This window comes from Bradyrhizobium sp. JR4.1 (genome assembly GCF_040548605.1).
Taxonomy (GTDB): Bacteria; Pseudomonadota; Alphaproteobacteria; order Rhizobiales; family Xanthobacteraceae; genus Bradyrhizobium; species Bradyrhizobium canariense.
Genome location: NZ_JBEPRY010000001.1, coordinates 647,071 through 660,955, shown reverse-complemented (window position 1 = coordinate 660,955; position 13,885 = coordinate 647,071). Strand labels below are relative to the sequence as shown.

At 65.0% G+C, this 13,885-nt stretch carries 10 protein-coding genes; 4 read left to right on the top strand and 6 right to left on the bottom strand.

All coding sequences use genetic code 11. The annotated features are described in order from the left end of the window. Positions 1 to 15: 15 nt before the first annotated feature. From ABIB90_RS03275 to ABIB90_RS03265, 3 genes are all read left to right on the top strand, one after another. Positions 16 to 1,221, top strand: coding sequence for an efflux RND transporter periplasmic adaptor subunit (locus ABIB90_RS03275; protein WP_007598036.1), 1,206 nt, complete (start codon positions 16 to 18; stop codon positions 1,219 to 1,221). After that, positions 1,218 to 4,382, top strand: coding sequence for an efflux RND transporter permease subunit (locus tag ABIB90_RS03270; protein ID WP_007598035.1), 3,165 nt, complete (start codon positions 1,218 to 1,220; stop codon positions 4,380 to 4,382). Before ABIB90_RS03275 ends, ABIB90_RS03270 begins: the two co-directional genes overlap by 4 nt. A gap of 274 nt (positions 4,383 to 4,656) precedes the next feature. After that, positions 4,657 to 5,850: an ABC transporter substrate-binding protein gene (locus tag ABIB90_RS03265; RefSeq protein ID WP_219685503.1), complete on the top strand. Its 1,194-nt coding sequence runs from the start codon at positions 4,657 to 4,659 to the stop codon at positions 5,848 to 5,850. Between the two features lie 177 nt (positions 5,851 to 6,027). Here ABIB90_RS03265 and ABIB90_RS03260 read toward each other — a convergent pair whose 3' ends face one another. From ABIB90_RS03260 to ABIB90_RS03245, 4 genes are read right to left on the bottom strand one after another with little or no spacing between them, the layout of a single operon-like run. Then, positions 6,028 to 6,414, bottom strand: a complete 387-nt coding sequence (locus ABIB90_RS03260; protein WP_007598033.1) for an MAPEG family protein — start codon at positions 6,412 to 6,414, stop codon at positions 6,028 to 6,030. 27 nt (positions 6,415 to 6,441) lie between these two features. Further along, positions 6,442 to 7,524: a lipocalin-like domain-containing protein gene (locus ABIB90_RS03255; protein WP_354200180.1), complete on the bottom strand. Its 1,083-nt coding sequence runs from the start codon at positions 7,522 to 7,524 to the stop codon at positions 6,442 to 6,444. Continuing rightward, positions 7,514 to 9,976 carry an ABC transporter permease gene (locus ABIB90_RS03250; RefSeq protein WP_354200179.1) on the bottom strand — a complete coding sequence of 821 codons (2,463 nt, stop codon included), beginning with the start codon at positions 9,974 to 9,976 and terminating at the stop codon, positions 7,514 to 7,516. Before ABIB90_RS03250 ends, ABIB90_RS03255 begins: the two co-directional genes overlap by 11 nt. Continuing rightward, entirely contained in the window at positions 9,973 to 10,626 is a 654-nt protein-coding gene (locus ABIB90_RS03245; protein ID WP_354200178.1) for an ABC transporter ATP-binding protein, read from the bottom strand. The genes ABIB90_RS03250 and ABIB90_RS03245 overlap by 4 nt, the downstream gene beginning before the upstream one ends. Before the next feature lie 145 nt (positions 10,627 to 10,771). Here ABIB90_RS03245 and ABIB90_RS03240 point away from each other — a divergent pair, with 145 nt between their 5' ends. Continuing rightward, positions 10,772 to 12,097, top strand: a complete 1,326-nt coding sequence (locus tag ABIB90_RS03240) for an MFS transporter (RefSeq protein ID WP_007598027.1) — start codon at positions 10,772 to 10,774, stop codon at positions 12,095 to 12,097. Between the two features lie 89 nt (positions 12,098 to 12,186). On the opposite strand, the gene ABIB90_RS03235 is transcribed toward ABIB90_RS03240, so the two are convergent. Both ABIB90_RS03235 and ABIB90_RS03230 read right to left on the bottom strand, forming a co-directional pair. After that, positions 12,187 to 13,395 carry an MFS transporter gene (locus ABIB90_RS03235; RefSeq protein WP_354200177.1) on the bottom strand — a complete coding sequence of 403 codons (1,209 nt, stop codon included), beginning with the start codon at positions 13,393 to 13,395 and terminating at the stop codon, positions 12,187 to 12,189. Between the two features lie 263 nt (positions 13,396 to 13,658). Continuing rightward, on the bottom strand, positions 13,659 to 13,832 hold the full coding sequence (locus ABIB90_RS03230) for a hypothetical protein (RefSeq protein WP_007598023.1): 174 nt from the start codon (positions 13,830 to 13,832) through the stop codon (positions 13,659 to 13,661). Positions 13,833 to 13,885 lie beyond the last annotated feature (53 nt).

Sequence of the window (13,885 nt, the reverse complement as noted above, 5' to 3'; positions counted from 1 at the left end):
ATGCGAGGACCTGGGATGACTGGACCGGACGGAAGCGAGCAATTTGTCAAAACGCACGATTTCGTTTCGCCTCGGCCTTACGCCATCGTCGGCCTTCTCGCCGCGGCCTTTGCGCTCACCGGTTGCGGCCAGCCGGCCTCGCAAGCGAGTGCTCCCCCGCCGGCGCCGGTGACCGTCGCCCAGCCGGTCAAGCGCACCGTCACCGATTGGGACGAGTTCACCGGCCGCTTCGAGGCGGTCGAGGAGGTGCAGGTCCGCCCGCGCGTCGGCGGCTTCGTCAACTCCGTCGAATTCCAGGACGGCGCCATCGTCCATCAGGGCGATCTGCTCTACGTCATCGACCCGCGTCCATTCGAGGCGGTGGCCGAGCAGGCAGACGGCCAGCTCTCCGATGCGCGCGCCAAGGTGGAGCTTGCCAAGCGCGAGCTCGACCGCGGCCTCAATTTGGTGCAGACCAGCGCGGTCTCCGAGCAGGCCGTCGACCAGCGACGCCAGGCCTTACAGGCCGCGCACGCCGCGGAGACGCAGGCCGCTGGCGCGCTGAAGGCCGCGCGGCTCAACATCGAATTCACCCATGTGACCGCGCCGCTCACCGGCCGCGTCAGCCGCCATCTCGTCAGCCCCGGCAATCTGGTGCAAGGCAGCGATACCGGCTCCTCGACGCTGCTCACCTCGATCGTCGCGCTCGATCCGATCTACGTCTATTTCGACATGGATGAGGCAACCTTCATCAAATACAGCAAGCTGTGGTTCGAAGGTAAGCGCCCGAGCTCGCGCGACACGGCGAACCCGGTGCAGGTGACGCTGGCCGGCGAGAGCAAGCCGTCGCATGAGGGTACCATCAACTTCCTCGACAACCGCCTCGACGTTTCCACCGGCACGCTACGCAGCCGCGCCGTGGTCAAGAACACCGATCTTTCGATCCTGCCCGGTCAGTTCGGGCGCATCAGACTGATCGGCAGCGCGCCCTATGAGGCGCTGCTGATCCCCGACGTCGCGGTCGCAACCGACCAGTCCCGCAAGATCGTGTTCGTGGTCAAGCCGGACGACACCGTCGAGGCGCGTCCCGTGACGCTCGGGCCGCTCGACGAGGGCCTGCGCGTGATCCGCGAGGGATTGAAGGCGGACGACCGCGTCATCGTCAACGGCATCCAGCGCGCCCGCGTCGGTGCCAAGGTCGCTCCGCAGACGGCACCAGCGCCCGCCGGTGGCAAATCATGAATCTTGGCCGTCTCTCCATCAACCAGCCCATCCTGGCCATGGTGCTGTCGATCGTGCTGCTGATCGTCGGCGCCCTCGCCTACACCACGCTGCCGGTCTCCGAATATCCGCAAGTGGTGCCGCCGACCGTCGTGGTCACTACGCAATATCCCGGCGCCTCCGCGCAGACCGTGTCCGACACCGTTGCCGCTCCGATCGAGCAGCAGATCAACGGCGTCGAGGACATGCTGTATCTCTACAGCCAGGCGACCTCGAACGGCCAGCTCACCATCACCGTCACTTTCAAGCTCGGCACCGACCTCGACAAGGCCCAGGTGCTGGTGCAGAACCGCGTCGCGATCGCGCAGCCGCAACTGCCGGACGAAGTGCAGCGCAACGGCGTCGTCACCCGCAAGAACTCGCCCGACATCCTGATGGTCGTGTTCATGCTGTCGCCCGACGACACGTTCGACCAGCTCTACATTTCCAACTATGCGCTGCTCCAGGTCCGCGACCAGCTGCTGCGGATCGACGGTGTCGGCGACATCCAGATTTTCGGCGCGCGCGATTATTCGATGCGGCTTTGGCTCGACCCTGACCGGATCGCCAATCTCGGCCTGACTTCGGCCGAAGTGCTCGCCGCGATCCGCGCGCAGAACGTGCAGATCGCGGGCGGCCAAATCGCCGAACCGCCGATCGCCGACCGCGCCTTCCAGCCGAACCTCACCTTCACAGGGCGTTTGAAAGACCAGAAGCAGTTCGAGGACATCCTGATCAAGGCCGGCTCCGACGGCCGCACGGTACGCCTGCGCGACGTCGCCCGTATCGAGCTCGGTGCTCTCGCGTACTCCACCAACAGCTTCCTGCTGCGCAAATCGGCGGTCGCGATGCTGGTGACGCAGCGGCCGGGATCGAATGCGCTCGCGACCGCGAAGAACATTTCGGACACGATGGCGAAGCTGAAGGAGACCTTCCCGAAAGGCCTCGACTTCAATATCGGCTACAACCCGACCGAGTTCATCGCGCAGTCCGTCCATGAGCTGATCAAGACCATCTACGAGGCCATGTTGCTCGTGGTCATCGTGGTTCTGGTGTTCCTGCAAGGATGGCGGCCCGCGATCATCCCGATCATCGCGATCCCGGTGTCGCTGGTCGGCACCTTCGCGGTGATGGCGGCGCTCGGCTTCTCCATCAATAATCTCACGCTGTTCGGTCTCGTTCTCGCCGTCGGTATCGTGGTCGACGACGCCATCGTGGTGGTCGAGAATGTGGAGCGGCATCTCGAGCACGGCATGAGCCGGCGCGACGCCGCGCTGAAGACCATGGAGGAGGTCGGCGGCGCATTGGTGTCGATCGCGCTGGTGCTCTGCGCGGTGTTCGTCCCGACGGCGTTTCTGGGCGGAATTTCCGGTCAGTTCTTCCAGCAATTCGCCGTCACCATTGCGGTCGCAACCGCAATCTCCTGCTTCTGCTCATTGACGCTGTCGCCGGCGCTGGCCTCGCTTCTTCTCGTTCCGCACGAGGAGAAGCGGCCGCCGGCGCGCTGGAATTTTCTCGCACGCGGCTGGAACGCTTTCACGGGCGTGTTTAACCGCGTGTTCGACCGTCTCGCGCATGGCTACGCCGGCCTCGCCAATTTCGTGATCCGGCATTCGGCGGTGATGATCCTGATCTACGTCGTGCTGATCGGCAGCGCCGGCTGGCTGATCGGGACCACGTCGCAAGGCTTTATTCCGGCACAGGACCGCGGCTACGTCATCATCTCCGTGCAATTGCCGGGCGCGGCGTCGCTGGCACGCACCACCGAGGTCGTGCGCGAGATCGAGCGGATCTCGCTGGATACGCCGGGTATCATCCGCGTTGCCGCTTTCGCCGGCTTCTCCGGCGCGACGCGCACGCAGGCAGGCAATGCAGCGGCGCTGTTCCCTGTTTTCGACGAGCCAGAGGCGCGGATCAAGAAGGGGCTGACTGCGAACGCCATCACGGCCGAGCTGCGCAAGCGGCTCGCTGCAATCCAGGGCGCGTTCATCATTGTCATTCCGCCGCCGGCCGTGCCCGGCATCGGCACCGGCGGCGGCTTCACCATCCGCATCCAGGACCGCCAGGGACGCGGGCCGGAGCTGCTCGCCGCGGCCACCGACGAGCTGGTCGCCGCGGCGCGCAAATCGCCGTCGCTGCTCGCTCCCACGGTGTTCTCGCCGTTCTCGGCCAACACGCCGCAGCTCTTCGTCGACATCGACCGCACCAAAGCGCAGAAGCTCGGCGTTCCCATCGCCAACATCAACGACACGATCCAGACCTATTTCGGATCGACCTATGTCAACGACTTCAACCTGTTCGGCCGCACCTACCACGTCACCGCACAGGCCGACTTCCCGTTCCGGAAAGAGCCGAGCGATCTTGCGCGGCTGCGGACGCGCAACGCCTCCGGGGACATGGTCATGCTCGGCAGCGTGGTCGACTTCAAGGATGTTTCCGGCCCTGACCGCGTCGCGCGCTACAATCTCTATGCAGCATCCGAGCTCCAGGGCGAGCCAGCCCCGGGTACCAGCTCGACCACTGCGCTCAACGCGATAAAGAAGCTCGCCGACGACACCTTGCCGAGCGGCTTTACCTTCGAATGGACCGATCTGTCCTATCAGCAGATCACCGGCGGCAATGCGGGACTGCTGGTGTTCCCGATCTGCGTGCTGTTCGTCTATCTCGTGCTCGCCGCGCAATATGGCAGCTGGACCTTGCCGTTCGCGGTGATCCTGATCGTGCCGATGTGCCTGCTGGCCGCCACCATCGGCGTGCGCATCATGGGGCAGGACGTCAACATCCTCACCCAGATCGGCTTTGTCGTGCTGGTGGGCTTGGCGGCGAAGAACGCGATCCTGATCGTGGAGTTCGCCCGCGACATCGAGAATGAAGGCAAGCCGCGGCTGGAGGCCGTGATCGACGCCTGCCGCCTGCGCTTGCGGCCGATCCTGATGACGTCCTTCGCTTTCATCCTCGGCGTGCTGCCGCTGGTGATCTCGTCCGGCTCCGGCTCGGAGATGCGGCAGGCCGTCGGCGTCGCCGTGTTCTTCGGCATGATCGGCGTCACCTTGTTCGGGCTGTTGTTCACGCCGATCTTCTACGTCGTGGTGCGGAACCTGGCCGAGGGGAAGAACGAGGGCAAGCCGAAGGCGGTGGGCTGATTCCTCTCCATGTCGTCCTGGCGAAAGCCAGGACCCATTACCCCCAGGGAGTGGTTGCTGTGCGAGCTGCTCACTCCGAGACTTCGCCAAACTGCTCCCTGGGGTAATGGGTCCTGGATCAGCGCTCGCTCCGCTCGCTTGTCCAGGACGACGGCAATTCATCAAAAATGGCCGCGCCCATACTAACGGCCTAGGCCGAAATGGATGGGCAGGCGCGGGGTTCTTCACTAGTATCCGCGCGATTTCAAAACAGAAAACTGCTGGGAGCTAACACATGAAATCAGCCCTTTTGGCCGTTGTCGCAATTTCGGCTTTGCTGCTGACCGCGCCGGCCTCTGCGCAAGGCGTCAAGATCGGTATCCTCAACGACCAGTCCGGCGTCTACGCCGATTACGGCGGCAAATGGTCGGTCGAAGCCGCCAGGATGGCGATCGAGGATTTCGGCGGCGAGGTGCTCGGCCAGAAGATCGAACTCGTCACCGCCGACCACCAGAACAAGCCGGATCTCGCGACCTCGATCGCGCGGCGCTGGTACGATGTCGAGAACGTCGACATGATCACGGAGCTGACGACCTCATCGGTCGCGCTCGCGATCCACGAGCTCTCCAAGGAAAAGAAGAAGATCGACATCGTCGTCGGCGCTGCGACCTCGCGTCTCACCGGCGATGCCTGCCAGCCCTACGGTTTCCACTGGGCCTATGATACCCGCGCGCTCGGTGTCGGCACCGGCGGCTCGCTGACCAAGGCCGGCGGCGACACCTGGTTCTTCCTCACCGCGGATTACGCCTTCGGCTACGCGCTGGAAAAGGACACCAGCGAGATCGTCGCTGCCAATGGCGGCAAGGTGCTCGGTTCGGTGCGCGTGCCGCTCAACTCCTCGGACTTCTCCTCCTTCCTGCTCCAGGCGCAGAGCTCGAAGGCGAAGATCGTCGGCCTTGCCAATGCCGGCCTCGACACCACCAACTCGATCAAGCAGGCGTCCGAGTTCGGCATCGTCTCCGGTGGCCAGAAGCTCGCGGGCCTCTTGATGACGCTCGCCGAAGTGAACGGCCTCGGTTTGCAGGCCGCGCAAGGCCTGGTGCTGACCGAGGGCTATTACTGGGATATCAATGACCGTACCCGCCATCTCGGCGAACGCTTTCTCAAGCGCACCGGCCGGATGCCGAACATGATCCAGGCCGGGACCTATTCGGCGACGCTGAGCTATCTCAAGGCGGTCAAGGCCGCCGGCACCAAGGATCCGGATGCAGTCGCCAAGAAGCTGAAGGAGCTGCCGGTCGACGACGATTTCGCGCAAGGTGGCAAGGTGCTCGAGAACGGCCGCATGGTCCACGACATGTATCTGTTCGAGGTCAAGAAGCCCTCCGAATCGAAGAAGCCCTGGGACTATTACAAGCAGCTCGCGGTCGTTCCCGGCGAGAAGGCGTTCTTCACGGCCAAGGAGAGCGGCTGTCCGCTGACGAAGTAGGATGACGGCGGCTTAAAAAGCGCGATGTCGTCCTGGCGAAAGCCAGGACCCATTACCCCGATAGCGACTTGTTGAAACAAGCTGTCGCCACCATCGTGCCCATAGCGGCGCCCTGCGGCTATGGGTCCTGGCCTTCGCCAGGACGACGGCGGGGCAAGTGGACGCATGTCGGCTACCTCACACCAGCCGCAGCACCGCCGCTCCCAGCGCCCCGGCCCACAGCGCAATGGCCGCGATACCCTGAATGAAAAATCCCGGGCCGCGTTTTGCTGCGGCCTTCGAATAGCCGATGAAGTAGACGATGCGGCCGACGATCCAGAGCGCGCCGATCGCCGCCGCGCCGGAATCGCTGATGTAGATCGCGAACAGCCAGAGCGACGGCAGGAAGATCGGCATCCATTCCAGCGTGTTCATCTGGATCCGGAACGCGCGCTCGAAATCCGGATGGCCCGCCATCGCCGGCGCCTTGACGCCGGTTTTGGTGCGCGAGCGCGACACGTTGATGGTGATGAAGAAGTAGAACAGGATCGTCAGCAGCGTGACGAGGGCAGTGAGGTGATACATAACGGATTCCTTGGAGGACGCTGCGCTTCAATACCCGGTCAGCTCGAGATAGCCAACGCCGTCATGCGTGCCGGTAAAGCTGATCGGCCCTTCCCAATAGGAAAAACCGGTCCCCATCCACGCCTTTGGATTGAGCGGCTTGCACTGGATCGAGAACGACCGCGAGGGGATCGCGATCTGCCACTCCACCGGCAGCTTGCGCCCGGCCACCTCAGCCGTCGCTTTCGGAATCATCCGGATATCGGCACCCACGATCATCTGCGTGTCGCCTGTGGCGCTGATCCAGTTGCCGAATGGATAGTCCATGCCGTCCTTCTGCCGCAGCCGGTATAGCATCAGCTTGTCGCCGGACGCGAGATGCAGCGACAGCCAGTCCCAGCCGGTCTGGTCGGTGTCGAGCGGCTGGCTGCTCCATTCGCGGTCCATCCAGGCCTGGCCGGAAACATCGACCGGCCTATCATCGATGGTGAGCGTGCCGCGGGCGCGATAGAACGGCTGGCTGTAATAGTAGGAGGCCTGTCCGCGCTCCGACTTGCGGCTGTAGCCGCGATCGCCCTGCAGCACCACGGGACGATCGGCCTCGAGCGTCAGCGCGTAACTGAAGTCGGCGCCCGAGGCCTTCAGCGTCAGCGGCGCCAAAGCGCGATCTTCGGTGCGCTCGGATCCGTTCATCGCCCAATCGTCGATCCAGGCTGAGAACGGTTTCGCCGTGACGCCGGCCTGTCCCACGCCGCCGCGTGAAAACAGCTCGCTGAAGCGGTGGGTGTCGGCCCGCGTCACCGCCGCATGCGCCATCCACACCTGCTGGTTGGCCCAGCCCTCGCCCTGCGGTCCCGGCTGCGTCGCCTGGCGAAACAGCGTCCATTGCAGGCCGCAAGCCGCGCCGCTGCTGTCGACGAGATTCGCCGTGAGATACCACCACTCGATGCGAAACTCCGGATGCGGGCCGTGATCGGCGGGGAAGGAGAACGTCTTTCCCGGCTCGACCTTCGCAAAGCCGTCGGCGGTTTCACCGAGGCCGGCATAGCCTTGCGCATGTGTCCGTCGCGCGAGAGCGAGGGCGGCAATGCCGCCGGCGAAGGTGCGCCGCGAGATCCTGTCAGCGTTCATTGGCAAACACCTTGACGAGGCTCGCCGGCTGCATCCGCGCCAGCCGTATCATTGGCAGCAGCGCGGCAAGCAACGAGGCGAACAGCGCGACCGCGACCAGCTCGACCAATTGCAACGGAAACACATGGAACGGCAGCCGCCAGCCGAACGCTTTTACATTGACGATCGCGATCAGGCACCACGCCACCAGCAGCCCGAGCGGCACGGCCAGGAGTGACGTGAACAGCGCGACCGACAGCGTCTTGGTCAGTTCGATCGCGGCAAGGCGGGGCCGCGTGATGCCGATTGCCCAGAGCGGCGCAAGCTGCGGCAGGCGCGAATTCGCCAGCGTGAGAAGGCTGGTCAGCAGCGCGATCCCGGCGACGCCGAGCGTGAACGCGTTCAGCGCCGACGTCACCGCGAAGGTGCGGTTGAAGATCCGGATCGATTCCGCCTTCACCGTCGCCTGATCGGCGACGCTGCGATCGTCGAGCGCAAACTGCTTCTGCAGCGCGGCGATCAGGCCGGGGATATTCTCCTTCGCGACGATGAGACCAATGCGCGTCTGCGGCGTCTGCGGAAACTGCCGGATCAGCGCCGCGACATTCACCGCGAGCTGTCCCTTGGGGTTGCCGTAGTCGGCATAGATGCCGACGATGTCGAGCTCCCAGGTCCCGCCCGGCGCCGGGACGTCAACGACGTCACCGACGCGGACGTTGAGGCGGCGGCTCAGCTGCTCGCTGATGAAGGCGGCGTTGCCAGGTATGAGCCGGGTCCAGGCGCGCGGCGCGGCTTCGAGCATCGGCCAGCGCTCGCGATAGAGTGCATGATCGGGCAGGCCAAGCAGTTCCACCGGCTGCCCCTGCACCTGCGCCTCGGCGCGTCCGCCCGAGAGAATGGCCTGGACATCGCTGCGCTCCTTCAGCCAATTGCGGATCGCGACGCCTTTCGCATTGTCGGAGGCGCTGATGTAGACGTCGGCTGCGAGCCGCCCGTCGAGCCAGCCGACAAAAGTGCGGCTGAACGTTTCCACCATGGTGGATACCCCGACATTGACGGCGAGCGCGAGCAGCAGCGCCATCAGCGCCAGCGACAATCCCGAGAGCTGCTGCCGGCTATCCGCCCAGAACCACAGGGCGAGCGGCTGTCGCGCGAAACGCTGCCCGGTCCGCAGGATGATGTCGAGGAAGGCCGGCAGGATCAACGCGGCGCCCAGCATCAGCGCTGCCAGCACGCCAAAGCCCGCGATCAACGATTGCCCGTACTGGAGCAGCAACAGCGCGACCGCGAACACGGCGCAGGCAGCCCCGCTTTGCAGGATCAGCCAACGGCGCTGCCGCTGTTGCCAGGCGCGCGGCTGCGCGGTCGCCAGCACCGGCATCCTGACAGCCTTGATCAGGCTGGTCGCCGCGGCCACCAGCGCGCCGGCAATGCTGATGCCGATCCCGGCGAGCCACCATTCGGGTCGCAAGCTGAGCTGCCCCGGGATTTGCGCGCCATAGAGTCCCCGCAGGGACGCCGCGACGTCGGGCAAGAGCGCAGCCGCAATGAAATAGCCGCAGGCAAGCCCGATCAGGCCTGCGACCAGCGACAACGCCACGAGTTCGACCACCAGCACGGTGTTGACCAGTCGCGCCGAGGCACCGCAGGCCCGCAGCGTGCGCAGCATCGGCAGCCGCTGCTCGAAGGCGAGACCGACGGCAGAATTGACGATGAAAAGACCGACGAAGAACGACAGCAGGCCAAACGCAGTGAGATTGAGGTGAAAGCTGTCGGTGAGGCGCTCCAGCTCGGTCTCCGCATTGGGCTCGACCCGCTGCAAGCGGTCGCCGACGACGCTCGCCAATGGCGCGGGCTTGCCCCTGGGCTTGCCGATCAGAAGTCGCGAGATTTGCTCCGGCTTGTTCAGCAGCCGCTGCGCCACGCCGATATCGACCACCAGCACGTCGGGCACAAGCTGCGGCAGCACGCGCAGTGGCGGCAGTTTTGCGCCGCTGCTGATCGCTGGTGCCGCGCCCTCCTGCTCCTGCAAATCGTTCAGCGTCTCCCGTGCCACCAGCGTCTGGCCCGGCGGCGCGATGAAGTTGCTCAGATCGGCGGCGCCTACGCGCGGTGCATTGCCGACATCGACCGGCAGCGTCACCGGCTCGATGCCGAGCAGCCGGACCGAGCGCCCGTTGACCTGGATGCGTCCCTCCAGCATCGGCGAGACCGGCCAGCCGGCGCGACGGAGCTTGACGAACAGCTCCTGCGGAAAGGTCGCGGCATCAGGCGCGACCAGCATCGGCGTGCGCGCGCCGCCGAAGGTTGCCGCGGCGCGGTCATAGGCGTTGCGGGCCTGCTGGTTGATCGCCTGCACGCCGCTCCACAGCGCGGTCGCCGCGATCAGCCCGATCAGGAGCGTCGCGAACTGCATCTTGTGGCGCCGCCAATGGCTGAGCAGCACGGCGAGGACCCAGAGCGCGCGCCTCATGCGATCCGCCCGGCATGCAGATTGACGTGGCGATCGAGTGCCGCGGCCAGATGCAGGCTGTGCGTCACCATCAGAAAGCCGCAGCCGGTGCGCGTGACGAGGTCGCGCGTCAGGGCCAGCACGTCCTCGGCGGTGGCCTCGTCGAGATTGCCGGTCGGCTCGTCCGCCAGCAGCAACGACGGCTTCGTCGCCAGGGCCCGGCCGATCGCGACCCGTTGCTGCTGTCCGCCCGATAATTGTTCTGGATAACGCTTGAGCAGGCCGCCAAGCCCGAGACGCTCGATCAGCTCCTTATACCAAGCTGCATCGTACCGGCCGGCGATCCGCGCCTGAAACACCAGATTATCCCCGACCGACAGGCTCGGGATCAGATTGTACTGTTGAAACACCAGGCCGATCCGGTCGCGGCGCAGGCCCGCGCGTCCCGCATCGGACAATTTGGTGACCTCGGTGTCTTCCAGTTGGATCGTGCCGCCATCGGCGGCATCGAGCCCTGCGATCAGGTGCAGCAGCGTGCTCTTGCCGCTGCCGGATTCGCCGGTCAGTGCGACGCGTTCGCCGGCCTTGAGGTCGAGATCGACGCCGCGCAGCACATGGACCGGCTCACCGGCCGAAGAGAACGTCTTGGAGAGGTTTCGGATGCTCAGCACGATGAATGGCGCCGGACGGAATTACTGGAATTGCTGCGTAGCACACCTGCTGCGGAAATGCCGGGTTGCGTTGGTCTTGAAGCCGTTGTTAGCTCCTAAGAGGACTACATCAAAAAAGTGCCAAAAACGGACGACGGGGAGAATGATGAGCGCTCAGGGAACGCCCGAGGTGGCGGGCAAGACGACTGGAACGCCTAAGGGCGCCTGGACCGTTACATTTCTGCTGTTTCTTTTCATGCTGGTGAACTTCGCCGACAAGATCGTCGTCGGTCTCGCCGGCGTGCCGATCATGACTGAGCTGAAGCTCGAGCCCGAGCAGTTCGGTCTGCTCGGCTCGTCGTTCTTCTTCCTGTTCTCGATCTCTGCGATCGTGGTCGGCTTCATCGTCAACAAGGTGCCAACGCGCTGGGTGCTGCTCGCGCTCGCGGTGGTCTGGGCGCTCGCGCAGTTTCCGATGGTCGGCACCGTCTCCTTCACCACGCTCCTGATCTGCCGCATCGTGCTCGGCGCCGGCGAAGGCCCGGCCTTCTCGGTCGCTGCGCATGCGATCTACAAATGGTTTCCCGACGAGAAGCGGACGCTGCCGACCGCGATCCTGTCGCAGGGCTCGGCCTTCGGCGTCATCCTCGCTGTGCCGGCGCTGAACTGGATCATCGTCAATCATTCCTGGCACTATGCGTTCGGCGCGCTCGGCGTCGTCGGCCTGATCTGGGTTTGCGCCTGGCTCGCATTCGGCAAGGAAGGCCCGCTGGAGGACACACAGGCTCAGGCTGCGGCCGAGACGAAGATTCCCTACCTTCAGCTGCTCACCTCGCGCACCTTCCTCGGCTGCGTCGCGGCGACCTTCGGTGCTTACTGGGCGCTGTCGCTCGGGCTGACCTGGTTCACGCCGTTCATCATCAAGGGCCTCGGCTTCTCGCAGAGCCAGGCCGGCTGGATCTCGACCCTGCCCTGGGTGTTCGGCGCCACCATTGTGATCCTGACCGGCTGGATCTCGCAACTGATGATGGCCCGCGGCTCGACCACCCGCGTCGCACGCGGCGTGCTCGGCTCCGTGCCGCTGGTCATCGGTGGCCTGATCCTGGCCGCGATGCCGCATGTCCAGGGCGCGGGCTTTCAGCTCACCTTGCTTGTGGTTGGAACGGGCTTGTGCGGAGCGATCTACGTGGTCTGCCCGCCGATGCTCGGCGAGTTCACGCCGACGTCGCAGCGCGGCGCGATCCTCGCGATCTACGGCGCGCTCTATACGCTCTCGGGCATCATCGCGCCCGCCGTGATGGGCACCGTGATCCAGCGCGCCGGCAGCATGCTGGACGGCTACATGACCGGCTTCACCATCAACGCCGCGATCATGGTCGGCTCCGGTGTGCTCGGGCTGCTCCTGCTCTGGCCGAACACGGAAAAGGCCAGGCTGACCGGCACCGCCGCGCCGCAGGCCAGCGCGCTGAAGGGCGCGGTATCGCCGACGTAAGGGGCCACTTCAGTCAACCCAATCACAACGTCATCCCCGCCCCTGTGCGCAATTGCGCGCAAGGCCGGGGCGACAATTGAGCTTGTTGCTCAAGCAGCGATTGGCCGCTTCCGCTCCGTGAACGGCGACAGCACCACGGTCGCGACCATGAAGATCACCGACGCCCCGAACACCCAATGCGGCGCGCTCTGGTCCATGATCCAGCCGAACAGCAGCGGGCTGACGATACCGCCCAGATTGAAGCCGGTGGAGACGATGCCGAAGGCGCGCCCCGCAGCACCGGGAGGGGCGGCATTGCGCACCAGCATGTCGCGCGAGGGCGCGATCACGCCGGAGAGGAAACCCGCTGCCGCCATCGTGGCGGTCAGCGCCCAGCCCGGCAGCGTGACCAGCGCGATCAGCAGCACGATCGCCGCGTTCGCGGCAAAGCAGGCGGCGGCGACATAGCCGTGGCGCTCGGTATGGTCGGCGAGAAAGCCGCCCGCGAGCACGCCGGCGGCGCTTGCACCGAGGAACGCGGTGAGCGCGACATTGGCCGCGGAATAGGTCACGCCATAGCCACTCATCAGCGCCACCACGCCGAAATTGTTGATGCCGGCGACCGACAGGCTGAGCAGCATGAACAGCGCCGTCAGCGTGATCAGCGCCGGCGTGATCACGGCTTGTTTTGGTGCGTTCTCGGTGCCCGGCTTCGTCTTGTGCGCGCCGGCATCGGGAATGTTCATCGTCACCAGCAACAGCGCGACCAGAACACTGATCGCGCCGGATGCGATCAGCGCACCGGCACCGCTAGATACGGTGACCATCGCGGCGACGATCGCCGGCGCCACCGCGCCGCCAAAATAGCCGGCAAAGGTATGGATCGAGAAAGCGCGGCCCATCCGCGCTTCGTCCATGTGCTCGGCGAGGATGGCGTAATCGGCGGGATGGTAGACGCTGTTGGCGAGCCCGAGCAGCACGGCGCAGGCGATCAGCGAGGCATAGCTGAGGTGCAGGCCGAGCAGGATCAGCGCGAGGCCGCCAAGCGTGAGGCCGCCCAGCAGGATTCTTCGCGCACCAAAATGGTCGACGAGATAGCCGGTCGGCGCCTGCGTCAGCCCCGAGACCACGGCCGACACGGTCAGTGCAAAGCCGAGCTCGACATAGCCGACGCCGAGTTGATTCTTGAGGAACGGAAACAGCATCGGCAGGACCAGCAGATGGAAATGGCTGACCCAATGCGCGATCGAGATTCCCGTCAGCGTGCGTAGCGCGCTGTCCGCCTTGCCTTGTTGCGGTGCGGCGAGAACGTCGACCATTGCAGTTCCGTTTCACGTCCCTTGGAGACGCGCAAACTATCGGGCAGAGCGGTTATTTGTCCATGAACGCAGGCGCATGGCAGTAGCGCGGGCGGGAGATTCCCCGCCGTCGTCCTGGCGAAAGCCAGGACCCATTACCCCAGGAAGCAGTTTGGCGAAAACTCGTGGTCCGGTACTGCGACCATCCACGATCGAGAGATCACGCGGTATGGGTCCTGGCTTTCGCCAGGACGACAGTTGAGAGCGAGGCAAGAGCCGAGCCCTCAAAACGGCTCGTCATCCGGCCCGTAGCGGTCTCGCTTTGGTGTCGCGATGTCGCCGTCTTCGTAATCATCGTCTTCGGTGTCGCGCGGAGGCGGAGGCTTCTTCGCCTTGTCTTTTGCTGGCGTGTCGTCCGCAATTTTGGGCGGCGCGCTCGGCTTGCCGATCTTGGCCATGGCTGGTCCCGGATGGTGATGCTGCGGCCGATCCTATCCGGAAGATATGTGCG